This window comes from Synechococcus sp. W55.1 (assembly GCF_047461655.1).
Taxonomy (GTDB): Bacteria; Cyanobacteriota; Cyanobacteriia; order Thermostichales; family Thermostichaceae; genus Thermostichus.
Map to the genome: position 1 here is coordinate 104,702 of NZ_JANSHN010000001.1, position 16,775 is coordinate 121,476.

The following is a 16,775-nucleotide window of genomic DNA, read 5'->3' on the forward strand; positions in this document are numbered from 1 at the left end:
CTAGGTCTGATGGCATCCAGCTTCACACCGCTCTGGCTGTCTTTTCGACCGATTTGCGCAAGGCAATCACCATCTCAGCGGCGGTTTTTTGGAAAGTCGAGCCTGTTTTCTGGCTGTGATCAGAGTTTGGGGCAGCCGACGAGTGGGGATGAGGCTGTAGAAAGCGGTGAGTCGGATCTACACCGCGGTACTACCCCCAAGGCGATCTTTTGTCAGCTCCATCCACAAAAGCCCCAGCACTCTTCAGGGCTTGAGTTCTTTTTGCCCCCATCACCTTTTGGCAAGGGCAGGAACACCTCTTGAGGGAGACGAGGTTTTTCCTTCGGAGCTGCTGGCTCAAGGAACAAGAGAAAAACCTGTCTTCAAAAAAGTCTCAGACTTTCGGTTGCAGGAGTACATCACAAGGGTATGATCTTAAGAGAAGGATGTAGGACATTAAAAAATGTCAGATATACCACCACAACCTTTAACCGGGAAGGCTCTGCTCCAGAAGGTCGAAGCGTTGGGTCATCTTCCACGCCGAGAAACGGCAAAGCGATGTGGCTATGTAACCATGACCAAGACCAACAAGCTTCGCGTCAACTTGAATGAGTTCTATGACGCGGTGCTGGCGGCAAAAGGTCTGAGTCTCAGCCCAAGTTCCAGCCGGGACAAGCGCGGTCGTGAGCCAACCTTTCGGGTCAGCGTTCACAAAAATGGGCAGTTGATCATTGGGTCGGCCTACACCGAAAAAATGAATCTCAAACCCGGGGATGAGTTCGAGATTCAGCTAGGTTACAAGCACATTCACCTCAAGCAAGTGCTAAACGGCCAGGTGGTGGAGGAGTCAACCCCAAGTAAAGAAGCTTCCCCCAAAGCGACTCGCGGTCGCCGGAAAAAAACTGCTGGGGCTTGAGCCGCTGCCGGGCCGGGAGTGAGGAGAAGGGATCCAGTTGACGAACTGTCACTGCGCAGCTTTCTTCCCGCTTTGCCCTCTTTAAGATGGGATCCAAAGCCTAGGTTCACCCTCTTTCTGACCCTAGATAAGGATCCCTATGCAACAGAAGGTTCAGCCACCCCTCAAGTTTTTGCCACCGCGATTGACGCCTTGGGTCGTTCGTTTTGCTCAAGCAGGCTTGCCCTTTTGGTTGCGATGGACCAAAGGGATCCCTCGCGTTGAAGTGGAGGGGGGAGAGCGTTTGGCTCAGCTTTATCAGCAGTTTGAGGCGGGCAAGATTCGCCTGTTGGTGGCGTTTCGACACCCGACCCTCGATGATCCCCCCTGCTTGATGTACTTGTTCGCCCATCTCCTGCCGCAGGTGGCCCAACGCCAGGGGATCCGCTTTCGGGGCCGGCCCCACGTTTTGTTTGTCTACGACCGCGGCCTACCTCTGTGGCTGGGATCCGTTGCCCGTTGGGGCTTGCCGCGCTTGGGCGGGATCCCGATTTTGCGAGGCCGTCTGGATCGGGCAGGGCTAAAAAGTTCTCGTGAGCAGTTTGTATCGGGCCAATATCCGCTGGCGGTAGCTCCAGAAGGGACGATCAACGGCATGAGCAGTCTTCTCAACCCGTTGGAGCCGGGGGTAGCCCAGATGAGCTTTTGGGCGGTGGAGGATCTGCACAAGGCGGGACGGCCAGAGCAGGTGCTGATCCTGCCGGTGGGCCTTCGCTATTCTTACCTGAGGGATCCCAGTGCCGCTCTGAATAGATTGCTCAGCCGCATGGAGGCCGATTGTAAGCTGCCGCCCACGCGCTCGGCTCACGCCGGTCAAGCCTTTTTGCTGGCCCGTATCCTTCGCTTGGGAGAACACCTGCTCCAGGTCATGCAGACCTTCTATGAGCGCTTCTATGCCCCTGCTCTTCCTGCTGCAGATAGAGCCCAAGTTAAAGAGGGGGATCTGTTGGCGCGTCTTCAAAGCTTGTCAGATCTGGCCCTGCGGGTGGCCGAGCAACATTTCGGCCTAGAGCCTCAAGGAGACTTCATCGAGCGGCGGCACCGCATCGAACAGGCGGGCTGGGCCTGGATCTACCGCGAAGATATTGCCGATATTGCTGCTCTCTCGGCTTTGGAAAGGGGGCTGGCCAATCGAGTGGCTGCTGAGGCCAGTTTTCACCTCTGGCACATGCGCTTGGCGGAAACCTTGATGGTGTTTGCGGTGCGCCCCATGCCCGAGCAGCCCAGTCTAAGTCTAGACGAGTTGGCGGAAACCGCCCTGCGCCTCTGGAGTCTGCTGGCTTGGATCAAAGGAGAAAATCCCGTCGGAACTGCTCCCCCCCGCTTGGGCCCCCGCCTGGCGCGTTTCAGCATTGGGGATCCCCTCTCGGTTTCCGAACGCTGGCCCGCCTACCAGGCCAACCGCCGACAAGCCGTACAAGCCCTCACCCAAGATTTGCAAGCGGAAATGGAGCGGCTTATCCAAGGGATCCCGTGCTCTCCTGTGGCTCTTCCTGCTGCCTAACATGCCTGGTCGGCTCAGGGGCAAAAAGTATAACAATTCCTAAGACATTTTGTGAGATATTTCGTGAGAGTAAGACGAACTTTTGCATTATCTGACAAGCAGGTGAAGGAAAAGGGAAATTTTTGGCTCTTGGGGTAGAAAGGGGGCAGAAAGGAAGTGAGGCTCGTTGACTTGGTCTATGTCTGATGAGCTGCTCCGCGCCATCCGCAGACGCGACCTAGAGGCCGCCACTTCAGCCGTGCAGCACTTGCGTTCTCGCCATTTAAGTGAAGCTGTAATCACCTCGATGGTGATGGTGGCCGTGGAGCGGTTGGCGTGGGATGAAGGCGACCGGGCCGCCGCCAGTTGGTTACTGCGTCGCTGCTCCAGACGACGGCGCTGAAGGGATCCCCCCTGGCCCAGAGGTCATTGCGATACTTCCCCTTTCCCTGGATCCGAGGGGCTTCCCGTGTCAACCTGCCCACAAAGCCCTATCCGCAGAGGGATTAGCTTTCTTCCTTGCCCTTGTTCGGATCGTCGGGATGCTGTCGGTCTTCATCAAGGAACATAAGCCTCTGGCGAACAGCCAATCGGTACTCGGAGGTGCGCCGAGAGAGAGAAGTCCACGCTCCTGCGCTGCCCAATTTAGACTTCTGATATAGCAAGGACGCGCTGGGAGCGAAGCCAACGGTTTGGGCATCCCCAATGGCAGCCAGATCGGCGCTTAAGAAGACAAACTGCCAGCTCTCCTTCTCGGTTTTTTCCTTGATCATCTTCTCAATTTGCTCTTTGCGGAACTCGCGACTGGCATTCTCTTGCCCATCGGTTACCACAACCATCACAACCTTGGCCGGGCGATCTGCCTCGCTGAGTTCGCTGAGGCTCTTTTCTAGGTCGATGATGCCGCGCCCCATGGCATCCAGCAAGGGAGTAGAAGCTCGCGGCACGTAGGTCTCGCGGGTCAGCTCAGGGACCTCGGCAATTGGCTTGAAGCGGTGAATGACTTCATAGGGATCCTGGGAGTCGAACTGAACCAAGGTAAGGGTGGCACTTCCCGGTTCTGCTTTTTGCTGCTGCAGAAAGGTATTGAATCCGCCAATGGTGTCGTCTCGGATGACTGCCATCGAGCCGGTGCGGTCGAGGATGACGGCAATGTGGGTGTAGTCTTGTCTCATAGTCACTCGCCTCCTGTAGAAAATCTAACTCTGGCTCAGGTGCAGTGATCTGTTTGTGAAGGTTTGCTTGCAATCTGTTACAAAGGGTATGAATGCTTATGAACGCTTTTTGAGTTCGCCTTGGTAGCTGGGAGCGCCAGAGCATTGTCTCGAATATTCAGCTCGACTACGGGTTAGCATTTTCTCTTAATTTTTAAGTGCTTCATATCCTAAGTACTAACAATGGTTCGTAAACTAACACACTAAAAGAAAGGTTTGCCCTTAATCCCTTTGCATTTCTGAGCTAAGCTTCTAGGCATTGGCCCCGTAAAGATTTTGGAAAAACTAGGGAGTGGCTATGTCTTTTCGCGCAGATTTACAGCGTTTTGCCTTCGCTGTGCTAACAGCGCTGCTTGTCCAGGCGGGGCCAGCTCGGGCCGATCTGCCAGGGACAGCGGATCCCCCAGGGCTTAAGCGCTTCGCAGGATCCAGCATTGTGTTTCAATCGCGGGCCGATTACGACCGCTTTAAGTTAGCCCTTGAAAAAATCGTCTTCAGTGGCGCGATGGGAGCTGTGCAGCCCTATCGGTCTCAAACTGTCGAGGGGCGTCGTATCACGACCTATTACCGACTGCCGGAGCGGGTTGTCCCTCTCGAGGCACTGCTCAACTACGAAACCGAACTGAAAGAGTCTGGCTTTGAGATCCTCTTCTCCGGCTTGGGGGAGGAGATTGAGACCCTCGGCTACAACAACCAGATTGCTGACGAGATCCTGGATATGAAGGGCACCTACAGCACGCCGGAAGAACGGGCCCAGTGGCCGTTTCAAAACGCCAGAGAAAACACTGCTGCCTATTTAGCCGCACGTGGCAAGTCCCCCGAAGGCGATGAGCGATTCGTGAGCGCCTACTTTGTGGTCAATACCGATGACTGGGAGATCACCCGCGGCAGTGGGCAGATCCCGACCGGGATTACTCTGGGGCGAGTGGATGTCGTCGATGTCAAGCCCCGCCAGCAACGCCTGGAGCTGGTTGAAAGCATCACAAGCGGCGAGATCAATCAAGCCATCAGCCGCGATGGCCGGATCGCCCTCTACGGCATTCTCTTTGCCTATGACTCGGATCAGATTGAAGCGGCTGCCGAGCCCACCCTTGCCGAGATCGCCAAGCTGATGCGCGAGCGCACCGACCTCAGCATCCTCGTGGTCGGTCATACCGATGCAACCGGTAGCTTCGACTACAACCTAGGTCTCTCGCGGCGCCGGGCTGAAGCTGTGGTCAACCGCTTGGTTCAGCTTGGCATCGAGCAACGTCGACTCTATCCGGTTGGTGTGGGGTTCTCTGCTCCTGTGGCCAGCAACACCACTGAGGAAGGCCGGGCGAAGAATCGCCGCGTGGAGTTGGTGGATCTGGCGGGTGGCAGAATCCCCTAGGGGAGAGTTTCTGAGTTTTGGCTCAGGGCAAGCATCGCCGAAACTCTGGACACTGCGGCTGCGGCGAACTAGTTTAGAGGCAACTCTTTACTTCTAAGCTATTTCAAGGGGTGGGATCCATGCTTAAGCCCAGTCTTTTGTTCTCCGGCTCGGCTTTGTTGGGTTTGCTGTCATTGCCGTTTTTGATTGGCGAAGGTGGCTGGTTGACCTCATCTCGTAAGAGCCAGAGTCCTGTCACTGAGGTTTCTCTACAAGCTTGGGAGCACTCCCTGCCCTCATCCCAGGCCTTGTTTGAAGATGAACCAGGTTCTGAATCTTGGCTCAGGCGGCAAGCCCAACTGCAAGAACGGGTACAACAGCTTGAGCAGCGCTCTCTCGCTCACCAGCAGCAGGTCTATCAATGGCTTGCGCAACAGGCAGATCCCCAGCCCGCCGGGGTTGTTGGCCGTTCCAGCTCAAGCCCTGCCCTGTCGGCACGGCCTCGGCGTCAGGATCCTACCCTTTCTCCATTCTCTGCTCAGGCGGATGTTCCCAATGAGCTGGCGCTGCTAACCCAATTCATCCAGCAGGAGCCGGGAAATGCGCAACTTTATCTGCAACGGGCGCAATACTTCTGGCGTCAGTCTCAGGAGGATCCTGCTGCTTTACCGCAGCCGGAGCATGCTTCTGCCATTGCTTACCTGATGCGCTCCGCTCTGCGGGATCTGGATATTGCTATTGCTTTGGATCCCTATCTGGCTGAAGCCTATTTGCTCAAGGCCAAAATCCAACACGAGCGTTTGCAAGAACCTGAGCAGGCTCTGGCAACCTTGTCTCCCCTGGATCGGATTGCCTATCACAACCCGCAACTGCACTTGATCCGCTCTCGCATCTGGGCCGAACAAGGCCATCTGGAATCGGCGTTTGATGTGTCGCATCTGGCGATTGAGCTGGCCAAGCAAAATCAAAGTGCTGCCGATCTTTTCGAGGCCTATGTCCATCGCGGCCTGATGTGGGCCAGCATCTGCGACTTCAATTTGGCCGTTCAGGATTTCAGCCGGGCTATCGAGGTGCAGCCCCAGCGGGCTGAAGGTTACTACCACCGCGGTATGGCGCGCGCTTACCAGGGAGAGGATAGGGCTGGTGCCGCTTCCGATTTGGGTAGCGCTTTGATGTTGTGGCAGGTTTCGGGCGGGGGATCCCCGGGGCTGCTGGAATATGTAGAAGCGGTGCGGAGGGAACTGTTGCGGTAGCTCAGCTCTGGCGGGGTTTTTGCTGAGGATCTGAAGCGCTGGGTTTGGGGTCTTTGCCCAGGAGCATTTGGCAAGTTCGTCCAAGCCAGGCCAGGATGGTAGAGCCATCTGTTACCTAGGGGGGCTTGAACGCCCCCCTGAAGAGAACCCAGCCAAGTGATGAGCCGAAGACAACTGACCATCTCCGTATCCTCTGTAGCCCTGGTGGTGGCCACAGGGATGCTGTTGTTGCTGCTGTGGCAACTGCGCAGCTTGGTGCTGACGGTGATGATCGCGGTGGTGGTGGCGGCAGCGCTGGCTCCCCTGGTGGATCTGGCCGAGCGATTACGCATCCCCCGCTGGCTGGGGGTTGTGCTGGTGTATTTGAGCTTAATTGCCGGGATTGCCGGCTTGGCTCTGCTCATTGGCCCAACGGTGGTAACTCAGACCCAGCGGTTGCTAGCGAGGTTGCCCTTCTATCTGGAGCGACTACAACTGCTGGTGGACACCTGGATTGCTGATCTGGCGGGGGTGGATCCGGCGGCGCTGGACTACTTAAACCAGTTGCTCGATCCTCAGTCGTTGATGAGCTGGGCAGTTCGCTCGGGACAACGGGTGCTGGTGCAGTCTTTCGACTTCACCCGCGGTTTGCTGGGTGGTCTGCTAACCACGGTGCTGACCCTCTTCATTTCCGGCTACATGCTGGTGAGCGGCTCTGACTTGGTGCGAGGCTTGGTGGAGTTGTTTCCTTATCCCTGGAATGAGCGGCTTGCTGAGCAGGTACACCCGATGGCCCAGCGCATGGGGGGCTACATTCAGGGGCGGGTGCTGGTCTCTGCCATTTTGGGTGTGATGATCACCGTCTCGCTTCGCTTTCTGGGCCTGTCGGAGTTCGCTCTGGCGCTGGGGGTGATCGCCGGGTTTACCAACCTTATCCCCTTCATTGGGCCAGTACTGGGATCCCTGCCCGCCTTGGTGGTGGCAATCGTGCAGGGGGGCTGGACTTTTTTGTGGGTGCTGATCCTATATGTTGCCGTTCACAACCTGGAAACCTATGTGTTGGATCCTCTGTTGGTGGGATCCTCGGTGCGGGTGAAGCCCTTGTATCAGTTGCTGGCGGTGCTGGGGGGCACCCAGTTGTTGGGTATTGTTGGGGCGGTGATCGCCCCCCCGTGGGTGGCGGGTATGGCGGTGCTGCTGGAGAACCTCTATCTGAAGCCCAAGCAGGAGGCAGAGGTTCGAGCCAGGCTGTATGCTCGGGCCACCGAGGCTGCTGGTTCTTTGGCTTTGCCGGGGATGGATCCTGCCGACGCGAGCAGCCCAGAGCCATCTTTTTCCTCTCGTCCGAATGACTCGTCAAACGAGCCGGAAGGGTTGCCACAGAAAGAAAGTCTCTCGCCTGCGGATCCCGTAGCCGGAAGAAGTCCTTATTAGCAAGCTTCTCATCTGATTCGCCTCTGTTGCTCTCGGAGAAGGGCTGCTGTGGTTTTGGGTAGGGTGCACATCTCAGCGGTGACGGGCATCGAGGATGAACAGAGCACTACCTACGACGAACAGGAGGCTGGCTCCTATCCCCAGCAGGGTTTGGACAACCTTGAGATTGAGAAAGGCTGGAGCTGCTGGATCCCACAGAGAGGGGTCACTGCCCAAGGTCATCACCTCGCTCACCGCAAACAGGCCACTCCCCAGCAAAAACAACCAACTGGCCAACTCGTAGCGGTGGCTGCCTCTCATGTCTGCTCCGACTGCAAGTGTTTGTAGGCTTGGGCAGCGGCGGCCATTTCCGCAGCCTTTTTTGAGCGACCTTCACCGCGACCCCAGCACCGTCCTTGCCCCCAGACTTCCATGGTGAAATGGGGGGGATGTTCCTGGGCGGCCACCAGGCGGTATTCCGGCAGGCTGCCCCAAAGGCGTTGGGTGAGTTCTTGCAGGGCTGCTTTGGGGTTGCGCCGAGTGGGGTCTTGGAACCATTGCTCCACTCGTCGGTGTAAGTAGGGATCCAGCCAGGGATGCAGCCTGGGCAGCGTGTAAATACCCCAACTGAGATAAAAGGCTCCCAGGAGAGCCTCGAAAGCATCCGCCAGCCGCCGACCCCGCCCGGCCAAGTCGTTTTGCGAGCTGGATCCCACCTCCAGGTAGCGATCCAGGCCCTGCAGATCCGCCAGTTCTGCCAGGTAAGCATCGCTGGTCAGGTCGGAGCGAATCGCGGTCAGCTCTCCCACCGACAGATGGGGATAGGACTGAAACAAGAATTCCGTAACCAAAATCCGCAGGACAGAATCCCCCAACAACTCCAGCCGATCGTTGTTCCGCTGGCCATCCAGAGAAGGGTGAATCAAGGCCTGATCCAGCAGATCCCAGCGCAGCTGCTCCAGCAAAGCCGGATCCCTGAATCCAAGACGAGCCAGCAAATGCTCCAAGGCACGACGGCGGGACGGGATCAACTCAACCATACACTCAGGTGCTGACGTTGCCTTAGCGGTCAGAACTGCACAGCTTGCAACCATTTTGACCTGAGCCATCTCACCCAGGCCGGGATCCCCGCTCAGGCGGTAAGCCAGCTATGCTACAGGAGTAGTATAGGCTTTTCGAGGGAGGATCCCTGCATGCCCATCCGCGCCCATTCCCCCATTCCCACGACCCAGATGGAAGTGACCAGCATTCGGCTGGAACGTGAGCTGAAGCAGCGACTGAAGGCGTTGGCCGGAAATCAGGGTTACCAGGCCCTCATACGGGAAATTCTTTGGAGTTATGTCCTGCGTCACTCTCAAGGGGCTGCCACCCTCAGTCCTGAGGATATTCGGGCCAGCTTCCCGGCCACGGCCCACCAAGCCCAATGCTGTGCTCTCACCGGACGGGCCATTCAACCGCAGGAGCCAATGTTGCTGGGGTGGACCACCAATGGAAAGTTCGTCGCCCTTAGCTCCTCCTGCTTTTAATCTTTGTTTTGGGGTCTCTCTCCAGTTTGCGAAGGGATCCAACCGGCACGAGTGCCCATCCGTTTAGATGCCACGAAGTTCTCGATATTTTCTGGCCCGTTCCTCGGCTGGATCGGGGGCTTGAGCTTTGGCAACTGCCTCCTCCAGTTGGGCCATCACCGTCTCTGCCGGTTCAGCGGAGCGGACGACGTAAAACATTAGGTTAATGGCTTCGTTGGCCGTCAGTTTGAGGGTTTCTTTTCCCTTGGGCACCAGCGCGATCTTGCCATCTGTGGTTGTGATGGCTGTGTGGGATCCCTTAGCCAGAATCTCCCCAGCTTTTTCCAGAGTGACAAGCATATCCGTAGCTCACGGCAGCAGGACATCTACTATCCTATCGAATGTCTTGGGGCAAACGTTCCAGAAGGGTCTAAGCCATTTGGCGGATTGGGTGGGTTCATCATGGGTTGCCATGCTCTGCCAGCCAAGCATACAAGTGGGGAAACAACTTTTGATTGGCCCCTGGGAAGGGAAATTCCGACAGCTCCGCCGGGCTAACCCAGCGCACCTCACTACATTGCAGGGCTTGGGCTTCTCCGCCCAGGTAGCGGCAGATAAAAGCAATAAGAGTAACGGTGAAATGGGTGTAGGCATGTTCGATGGTGGCCAGCGGTGCGACCACCTCGATGTCGATGCCGATTTCTTCCTTCACCTCCCGCACTACACACTCAGCAGCCGTTTCTCCCGGCTCGATTTTCCCTCCGGGAAACTCCCACAGCCCACTGAGCATCGAGCTTTCCAACCGTCGATCGATAAGGATTTCTTTCCCCCGCAGAACAATGGCAACCGCGATTTGCTTGTGAGGACGAGAGGCACGGGGTGCAGACATAGGCAATTGTTGGTGTTGACCTCGATTGTAGGCGCTGCAATCCGCTTGCCAAGGGCACCGGCCACAGTGAGGCTTTTTGGGACGACAGACGGTAGCCCCCAAATCCATCAGGGCTTGGTTAAAAGCCCGCGGCTGCACGGGATCCAACAATTGCTGGGAAAGCTGCCACAACAGGGGCAGACACTGGGCCGGAGGCTGTTGCAAAGCCACCAAGCGAGCCAGCACCCGCTTGACGTTGCCATCCAAAATGGGCAAAGGCTGATCGAAGGCAGCGCTGAGAATGCCGCCAGCCGTGGTGCGCCCGATCCCCGGCAGAGCCAACACCTGCTCCAGATCCCTGGGGAACTCACCGTTTCGCTCCCGCATCAAAATTTGGGCAGCTTTGTGCAAGTTCAGGGCCCGCCGATAGTAGCCCAGGCCCTCCCACAGTTTCAGCACCTGCTGCTGGGGGGCTGCCGCCAATGCTGGGATCCCGGGCAGGGTTTGCATCCAGCGCTGAAAGTAGGGGATAACTGTTGCCACCTGGGTTTGCTGTAACATCACTTCCGAAACCCAAATGGCGTAGGGATCCCGGGTGCGGCGCCAGGGCAGATCCCGCCCGTGTTCACGGTACCAACGCTGAAGAGACTGCCGCAAGCGTTGCAAGAAAGCCTCGTCCCACTCCCCTCCTTTGCTCGGAAGGCTGGCAATGTAGGAAAAACTGACCTCGGCTTCTGATATGGGCTGAGACTCAAGCTGCGTAAGCAAAGTGCAAAGCCCACCAGATCAGGGCCGAAACCACACCGGCCACAATTCCTGCCGAGATCAAAACGACAATTGGGCTATCTGCCCCCTTGAACTTCATAATGCCGCGATTGTAGTCAGCCATCCTTGCCTCCTACCAGCTCTGGCGTTGGGGTTGTCAGGGATGTTGATCGGGATCCAGATCTGCCAGCTCTATTCACAGGGAAAGCTGTGGCGAAGATGTCCCAGTAGAGGTGCTCCGCACCGCCGGCGCAAACATGCCTGGGGAGAAGCACCGTCCTCGGTCATGCATGATACAACCTTAGCATGGAACAGACTTTGACCCTGGTGATTTGGACTGTTTGGAATAACCAGAAGCTAGGCAACCCGCAGGACTAACCGGTCTGCTTCCCACTGTCGAAATAGGTTGAGAAGGTGGTCGGCTCTCTCTTCATGGGCAGCCAGGATCTCAGCGCCAGAACGGGCTTGATTGGCCAAGGGCAGCAGCAGCTCCACCACTTGGTAGCGGGTAGAGGCCATCATCTTGCCAGGGATCCGGGCGATAGGCCAGAAAATATCCATCTTCTGGGTCAGGATCTGGGCCGGATCCAGCTTGCCCAACAGATCTGAAAAGGGGATTTTTTGATCCCAGTAGCGCACGCTGCCATAGCGGACGAACAAGGGGTTGAGTTGCCAGCGGGATCCCTTAAAAAATTCGACTGTAAAGGGATCCCAAGTTGTTATCTTTTGACCTTGATGGCAGCACCAAAAGAGATTTTGCGTGTGATATAGGGGCTCCAGATACTCGATGACCCGCAGTTGGTCGATGCGAGCGAGGGCCTCGTAGCGGCGGTGGAACTCCAGGTGGGTGGCGGCAATCAACGGCCTGGCGTTCCAATAGTCCAAGTAGGGGGCTACATCGATAAACTCCAGCCCGGCTTGGGCAAGCAAGTCGGGAATCTCGCCGATGTCGAAAGGAATATCATTGGCATGGAAGAAATTATCGACAATGTTTTCATCTTGTCCATAGTATTCTTGGTGAGCCTTGGCGTGCTTGGCCAAAAGGGAATTGGGGCTGGCTCCCTTCAGCAGTTGCCGCACAAATTCGATCTTTTCTGGGGTTGCAGGTGGGGTGATGCCCAACAACTCCAAGGCTCGCCGAATGCGGTACAGATGCCAACGGCCTGAACGGTTGTAGAGCATCAGCGCCATCACCCCATCGGGAGCCAACCGCGATGCCAGATTGCTCAAAGCCTTCACCGGATCTGCAGTGTGGTGAATCACGCCGTAGGAGCTGATCATGTCGAAGCTGCCTTCGGGCCAAGTAGAGGGATCCAGCAGATCCCCGTACTGCACAGAGCAGTTGCGTAGGCCGTGGTGCTTAATTCGCTTTTGGGCAATCTCTAGGGCCGGGCGGCTGATGTCGATCCCGACCACCGACCCATAGCCGGGGTTGCTGGCGGCAATGCCATGCACCTCCCAGCCGGTGCCACACCCTGCCACCAAAAACCTGGCTCCTGCGGGCTCTTGCAGCCTACGGGTGCGGGCGTACTGCGCCAAGGTGTAGCTGCCCAGACTGGAGAAGCCCTCAAAGGGTCGGTCGTAAGGAATAGGAGGGTAGGGGAACGTCTCGTACTGGGCCTGCACCGCCCGGGTAATCTCGGCTTCGCTCACCAAAAGCACTTCCTCCCACGCGTTCCCCCCCATCCTAAGGTCTTCTTGACGCTTTGAGCCGGGAGATCTTGCTGGGTTGCCCGTCTGAGAACCTGGCCCTTCACAGCCTGGTTGTAAACCCCGCCGGAGGCAGAGCGGGCGGGACGGAGTCCTCACAAAACCGAGTGAGGCAGGCGACCCTCTGCCGAGCCGTTGGCTAAGGCCCTGCCAGAGCGTGAGTTGCCCGCTTGTAGGCTTCCTCCAGCGTCTCTGCCAAGGTGGGGTGAACGTGCACCAAGCCGGCCAGTTCTCGCACCGTGGCCCGGCGAGCAATGGCCTGAGCTGCCTCGTGAATCAAATCCGCCGCATGGGGCCCGAAGATATGGGATCCCAGCAATAGGCCGGTGCTCTTGTCAAAGACCAGCTTGACCATGCCCTCTGTCTCTCCCGAAGCAATGGCCTTGGAGTTGCCGCCAAAGTAGGTGCGCACCGTGCCCACGCTGTAGCCTTCCTCCTTGGCCTGAGGTTCGGTCAGCCCCACAAAACCCATTTCCGGGTGGGTGAACACCGCGGCCGGGATGCTAAGGTAGTCCATGTAGGCAGTACGGCCACAGATGTTTTCCACGGCCACTCTCCCCTGAGCTGCCGCCGCGTGAGCCAACATCATTTTGCCTGTCACATCCCCAATGGCCCAGAGGTGAGGCAAATCGGTGGCCATGCGGCTATCGACGGGGATGAACCCCCGTTTGCCGGTGTCGATGCCCAGCTTGGCCAAGCCCAGCCCCTCTGAGACCGGGATCCGACCGGCAGCCACCAAGCAGCCATCCACCTGCAGCGTCTCGCCGTTGGAGAGGTGAATCGTTACTGGCTGGCCAGGGATCACCTGCTTGGCCGTGATCCCCACGTAGGTCTGGATTTGCCTGGGCTTAATCAGCACCCGCTGGGCCAGGCGGGCAATATCGGGGTCAAAGGCCGGCATCAGGGTCTCCAGGGCTTCGATGAGGATGAGCTGGGATCCCAAGGCAGTGTAGATGTCGGCAAACTCCTGGCCAATGTAGCCACTGCCGATAATCGCTAGGCGCTCCGGGATCCACTCCAGCCGCACCGCCTCGTCGCTGGTGAACACCGTCCGGCCATCCACCTCGATGCCAGGGGGCACAAAGGGGCGGGAGCCCGTAGCAAGAATAACATCCTGCGCCGTGTAGGTATAGGATCCCTTCTCTTCCTGGACTTCCACCTGCTGGGGTGCCACCAACTTGCCTCGCCCTCTCAGGATTGTTACCCCCAGCTTCTCCAGCGAGCGAGTCATGTCGGCGCGGATCTTCTCCACCACTTGGGCAGCATGATTGGCAATAGCCTCTCGGTTCACCTGAAGGGATCCCACTTGGATGCCCAGCCCAGAGCTATGTTGCAGTTCCCGCAGGCGTCCTGAGGCGGCCAGCAGAGCCTTGGAGGGGATGCAGCCGCGGTTGATGCAGGTGCCGCCCATTTCTGCACCTTCAACGATGGCGGTCTTCAGGCCAGATTCGACCGCATGTAAAGCAGCGCCGTGGCCGCCGACGCCGGCACCGATGATGATTACGTCAAAATCGAAGCTCATGGCGAGATTGGATAACCAGTGCCTCATTTTCTCACCTTGTTGGCCTTCCCAGAAACCTGGCTAGGGGCACCCAAGCCATGCAGTAGCATAGAGTCGCTTGTAGGCGGGTGGGGGTACACATGACACTCCAAGCTTTGATCTTCGATGTGGACGGCACGCTGGCGGACACGGAGCGGGATGGTCATCGCGTGGCCTTTAACGCTGCCTTTGCCGAGGCAGGGCTGGACTGGCACTGGTCGGTGGAGCTCTACGGCCAACTCCTGGCCATTACGGGGGGCAAAGAGCGCATTCGCCATTTCGTTGCAACCTGCCAGCCGCCGCTACCCCCTGGTGAAGATTTAAATGCCCTCATTGCCCGGCTGCACCAGGCCAAAACCCGCCACTACACTGCCCTATTGGCCCAAGGCGGGATCCCTTTGCGCCCCGGTGTCAAGCGGCTACTGCAGGAGGCCAGAGCTGCTGGGATCCGCTTGGCCATTGCCACCACCACCACGCCGGAAAATGTAACAGCCCTTTTGGAGCACACACTGCCGGAGAGCCTAAGCTGGTTTGAAGTGATCGCTGCCGGCGATATTGTCCCCGCCAAAAAGCCCGCCCCCGACATCTACTTCTACACCCTGGAACAGATGGGGCTGCCCCCCCAGGCCTGCCTGGCCTTTGAAGACTCGGAGAATGGGCTGCGCTCGGCCCAGCAGGCCGGTATTCCCACTGTGGTGACGGTAAACGACTATACCCGGGATCAGGATTTTTCCGGGGCGGCTCTGGTGCTGGATCACCTGGGGGAGCCTGAGGATCCGTTTCGGGTGTTGGCGGGAACGGTGGGATCCCACCGCTACTTCACCCTGGAGTTGGCCTGCCAAGTCCATGCCCAAGCCATTCCCTCTGAGGTGGGAAACTGATGTCAGCAGCAGAGCTCCCAGACCTGCAGCAGCGCCTAGAGGCCCATCTGCGCCAGGTGGCCCAGCCGCGGGATCCCGACTGGTCGCCCCTGGGCCATAGCCAAGTGGAGCGCTACATCCAAGAGCAGCTTTCTAAGTGGGGATCCCTGGAGTCCTTCCCCTTTGAGGCCGGTGGCCGCTTGCACCGCAACTGGATCTTGAAATTGCCGGGATCCCGTTCTGGCCGCCAACCCATCCTCATCGGAGCCCACTTTGACGCTGCCCCGGCAACCCCTGGAGCAGACGACAACGCCAGCGGCATAGCGGTGTTGCTGGAATTGGCCCGCCATTTTGCCGCCAACCCTGCCCCTTCCCCCCTGTGGCTGGTGGCTTTTGACCTGGAGGAGCGGGGGATGGTGGGCAGTGGGGCTTACGCCCAGTTTCTTCAACGTCAGAGGCAATCCCTACGGCTGATGCTGTCTTTGGAAATGCTGGGCTACCGGGATCCCACCCCCGGATCCCAACGCTACCCCGCTGGCCTTGAGAAGCTCTACCCCAACCGGGGAGATTACATTGGCCTTATTGGCAACTGGCCCACCTGGGGGGATCTGCTCAAGCTGCAGCATGATTTTCAGAAAGCGGGGATCCCTTGTTGCTGGCTGCTGGCCGGGCAGCGAGGCTTGATCCTACCTGCCACTCGCCTGAGCGATCACTCCCCCTTTTGGGATGCGGGCTACGCCGCCGTTATGGTTACCGACACCGCTTTCTTGCGCAACCCCCACTACCACAAGCTGAGCGATACCTTGGAAACCCTAGATCCAGATTTCCTGACGGGGGTCTGCCAGGGCTTGATGGCCGGGATCCGCTCGCTGTAGCTCTTCCAAACACCACAGTCGTTCAACAACAAGTAGCGTGCGTTAAGTCCTAACTCCCCTCTCTCTGGAAGGAGGCTGGGGGTAAGGGTAGAGTTGGCATCCTCAGTACGGAGATTTCTCCAGGGGGTTCGCGATTCTTCGACTGGATCCTTTGTTGATGAGGGGAGACAATGGATGAGAGTAGTAATGGGGAAAAGGTTAAAAAAACCTGCCTTGGCAGTGTGAAACTCAGCAGGAGCATTGTGTATGAGCACTTTTGCCCAAGCTCCCAAAAAGTGTGTTTCCGCCGCCTTCAAAGAAGAGGGCAAGCTGCAAGAGTGTATCCAGCGGCTTTTGAACCGTGGCATTCCCAACGATCGCATCTCCATTATTGGCCGCAACTTTCAAACCGAAGCCAAAATTACCGGGTTTATCACTCGCAAAGAGGTGGTTCTGGACGGTCTGACCAATGGGGCCATCTATGGATCCCTGTTCGGATCCCTGCTGGGGCTGCTCACTGGCGTGGGGGTGCTGTTCATTCCCTTTTTGGGGGCAGTGGTGGCCGCTGGGCCTCTGGGAGCCGCTTTGTTGGGGGCAACGGGCGGCGCTTTGTACGGAGCACTGGGAGCGGGCCTGGGATCCGCCCTGATTGCCTTGGGTATGCCGCAGGAGAAAGCCGCCATCTACCAAACCCGGGTACAGGCGGGCGAGTTCTTGTTGGTGGTGCAAGTACCGGAAGAGAAGTCGGGCGAAATTTACTGGCTGCTGCAGAGTGCTGGCGGAGAGGAAGTTTCCATTGCCGACTTGAACTTGCCCGGTGAGCCAGAGGGAGACTTAACCCCAGAGAGCATCTCGCCGGAAATCCGCGCTGACCTCTCGGAAGAAGCGCAGCAAACCTTTGTGGAAGCCTACAACCAAGCCAAACAAGAGAGCAATAACTCCACCCATGCACTCCTCAAAGCTTGGGAAAAGGTCAAGCAAATTTTCACACGAGATGAGAAAGGGATCTTCTCCAAACGCAAGCCCTAGCCCAAAAAGTTTCCGAA

Annotated in this window: 18 protein-coding genes; 10 read left to right on the plus strand and 8 right to left on the minus strand. The window is 57.8% G+C overall.

Annotated features, from left to right (window positions below):
• The first annotated feature begins 442 nt into the window (after positions 1 to 442).
• The 3 genes from NW816_RS00420 to NW816_RS00430 all read left to right on the plus strand — a co-directional run bounded on the left by NW816_RS00420 (position 443) and on the right by NW816_RS00430 (position 2,820).
• On the plus strand, positions 443 to 895 hold the full coding sequence (locus tag NW816_RS00420; RefSeq protein WP_414407854.1) for an AbrB family transcriptional regulator: 453 nt from the start codon (positions 443 to 445) through the stop codon (positions 893 to 895).
• A 139-nt stretch (positions 896 to 1,034) separates the two neighbouring features.
• Entirely contained in the window at positions 1,035 to 2,438 is a 1,404-nt protein-coding gene (locus NW816_RS00425; RefSeq protein WP_414407855.1) for a 1-acyl-sn-glycerol-3-phosphate acyltransferase, read from the plus strand.
• Positions 2,439 to 2,616: 178 nt separating this feature from the next.
• Entirely contained in the window at positions 2,617 to 2,820 is a 204-nt protein-coding gene (locus NW816_RS00430) for a hypothetical protein (protein WP_041436260.1), read from the plus strand.
• A 103-nt stretch (positions 2,821 to 2,923) separates the two neighbouring features.
• On the opposite strand, the gene NW816_RS00435 is transcribed toward NW816_RS00430, so the two are convergent.
• The gene (locus NW816_RS00435) at positions 2,924 to 3,598 is read right to left on the minus strand and encodes a hypothetical protein (RefSeq protein WP_414407856.1); all 675 of its coding nucleotides are present in this window, start codon (positions 3,596 to 3,598) and stop codon (positions 2,924 to 2,926) included.
• A gap of 331 nt (positions 3,599 to 3,929) precedes the next feature.
• Between NW816_RS00435 and NW816_RS00440 the strand changes: the two genes are divergently transcribed.
• The 3 genes from NW816_RS00440 to NW816_RS00450 all read left to right on the plus strand — a co-directional run bounded on the left by NW816_RS00440 (position 3,930) and on the right by NW816_RS00450 (position 7,648).
• A complete protein-coding gene (locus NW816_RS00440) occupies positions 3,930 to 5,003 on the plus strand; it encodes an OmpA family protein (protein WP_414407857.1) in 1,074 nt (357 codons plus the stop codon).
• 119 nt (positions 5,004 to 5,122) lie between these two features.
• On the plus strand, positions 5,123 to 6,235 hold the full coding sequence (locus NW816_RS00445; RefSeq protein ID WP_414407858.1) for a hypothetical protein: 1,113 nt from the start codon (positions 5,123 to 5,125) through the stop codon (positions 6,233 to 6,235).
• Between the two features lie 159 nt (positions 6,236 to 6,394).
• Positions 6,395 to 7,648 carry an AI-2E family transporter gene (locus NW816_RS00450; RefSeq protein ID WP_414407859.1) on the plus strand — a complete coding sequence of 418 codons (1,254 nt, stop codon included), beginning with the start codon at positions 6,395 to 6,397 and terminating at the stop codon, positions 7,646 to 7,648.
• A gap of 72 nt (positions 7,649 to 7,720) precedes the next feature.
• Here NW816_RS00450 and NW816_RS00455 read toward each other — a convergent pair whose 3' ends face one another.
• The gene (locus NW816_RS00455; RefSeq protein ID WP_414399535.1) at positions 7,721 to 7,948 is read right to left on the minus strand and encodes a hypothetical protein; all 228 of its coding nucleotides are present in this window, start codon (positions 7,946 to 7,948) and stop codon (positions 7,721 to 7,723) included.
• Positions 7,945 to 8,667 (minus strand): ribonuclease III, encoded by a 723-nt coding sequence (gene rnc / locus NW816_RS00460; RefSeq protein WP_414407860.1) that lies wholly within the window; start codon positions 8,665 to 8,667, stop codon positions 7,945 to 7,947. Before rnc ends, NW816_RS00455 begins: the two co-directional genes overlap by 4 nt.
• Positions 8,668 to 8,820: 153 nt before the next feature.
• Here rnc and NW816_RS00465 point away from each other — a divergent pair, with 153 nt between their 5' ends.
• Positions 8,821 to 9,153 carry a hypothetical protein gene (locus NW816_RS00465; protein WP_414407861.1) on the plus strand — a complete coding sequence of 111 codons (333 nt, stop codon included), beginning with the start codon at positions 8,821 to 8,823 and terminating at the stop codon, positions 9,151 to 9,153.
• Positions 9,154 to 9,216: 63 nt separating this feature from the next.
• On the opposite strand, the gene NW816_RS00470 is transcribed toward NW816_RS00465, so the two are convergent.
• From NW816_RS00470 to lpdA, 5 genes are all read right to left on the minus strand, one after another.
• Positions 9,217 to 9,492, minus strand: coding sequence for a hypothetical protein (locus NW816_RS00470; protein ID WP_011432394.1), 276 nt, complete (start codon positions 9,490 to 9,492; stop codon positions 9,217 to 9,219).
• 100 nt (positions 9,493 to 9,592) lie between these two features.
• Positions 9,593 to 10,666: an A/G-specific adenine glycosylase gene (mutY, locus tag NW816_RS00475; protein WP_414407956.1), complete on the minus strand. Its 1,074-nt coding sequence runs from the start codon at positions 10,664 to 10,666 to the stop codon at positions 9,593 to 9,595.
• Between the two features lie 85 nt (positions 10,667 to 10,751).
• Positions 10,752 to 10,889: a hypothetical protein gene (locus tag NW816_RS00480; protein WP_011432392.1), complete on the minus strand. Its 138-nt coding sequence runs from the start codon at positions 10,887 to 10,889 to the stop codon at positions 10,752 to 10,754.
• 233 nt (positions 10,890 to 11,122) lie between these two features.
• On the minus strand, positions 11,123 to 12,451 hold the full coding sequence (locus NW816_RS00485; protein ID WP_414407862.1) for a class I SAM-dependent methyltransferase: 1,329 nt from the start codon (positions 12,449 to 12,451) through the stop codon (positions 11,123 to 11,125).
• 163 nt (positions 12,452 to 12,614) lie between these two features.
• Positions 12,615 to 13,997, minus strand: coding sequence for a dihydrolipoyl dehydrogenase (gene lpdA, locus NW816_RS00490; RefSeq protein WP_414407957.1), 1,383 nt, complete (start codon positions 13,995 to 13,997; stop codon positions 12,615 to 12,617).
• A 119-nt stretch (positions 13,998 to 14,116) separates the two neighbouring features.
• Here lpdA and NW816_RS00495 point away from each other — a divergent pair, with 119 nt between their 5' ends.
• The 3 genes from NW816_RS00495 (at position 14,117) to NW816_RS00505 (ending at position 16,758) form a co-directional block, all read left to right on the plus strand.
• Positions 14,117 to 14,896: an HAD family hydrolase gene (locus NW816_RS00495; protein ID WP_414407863.1), complete on the plus strand. Its 780-nt coding sequence runs from the start codon at positions 14,117 to 14,119 to the stop codon at positions 14,894 to 14,896.
• The gene (locus NW816_RS00500; protein WP_414407864.1) at positions 14,896 to 15,750 is read left to right on the plus strand and encodes a M28 family peptidase; all 855 of its coding nucleotides are present in this window, start codon (positions 14,896 to 14,898) and stop codon (positions 15,748 to 15,750) included. The genes NW816_RS00495 and NW816_RS00500 overlap by 1 nt, the downstream gene beginning before the upstream one ends.
• 246 nt (positions 15,751 to 15,996) lie before the next feature.
• Positions 15,997 to 16,758: a ChaB family protein gene (locus tag NW816_RS00505; RefSeq protein WP_414407865.1), complete on the plus strand. Its 762-nt coding sequence runs from the start codon at positions 15,997 to 15,999 to the stop codon at positions 16,756 to 16,758.
• Positions 16,759 to 16,775 lie beyond the last annotated feature (17 nt).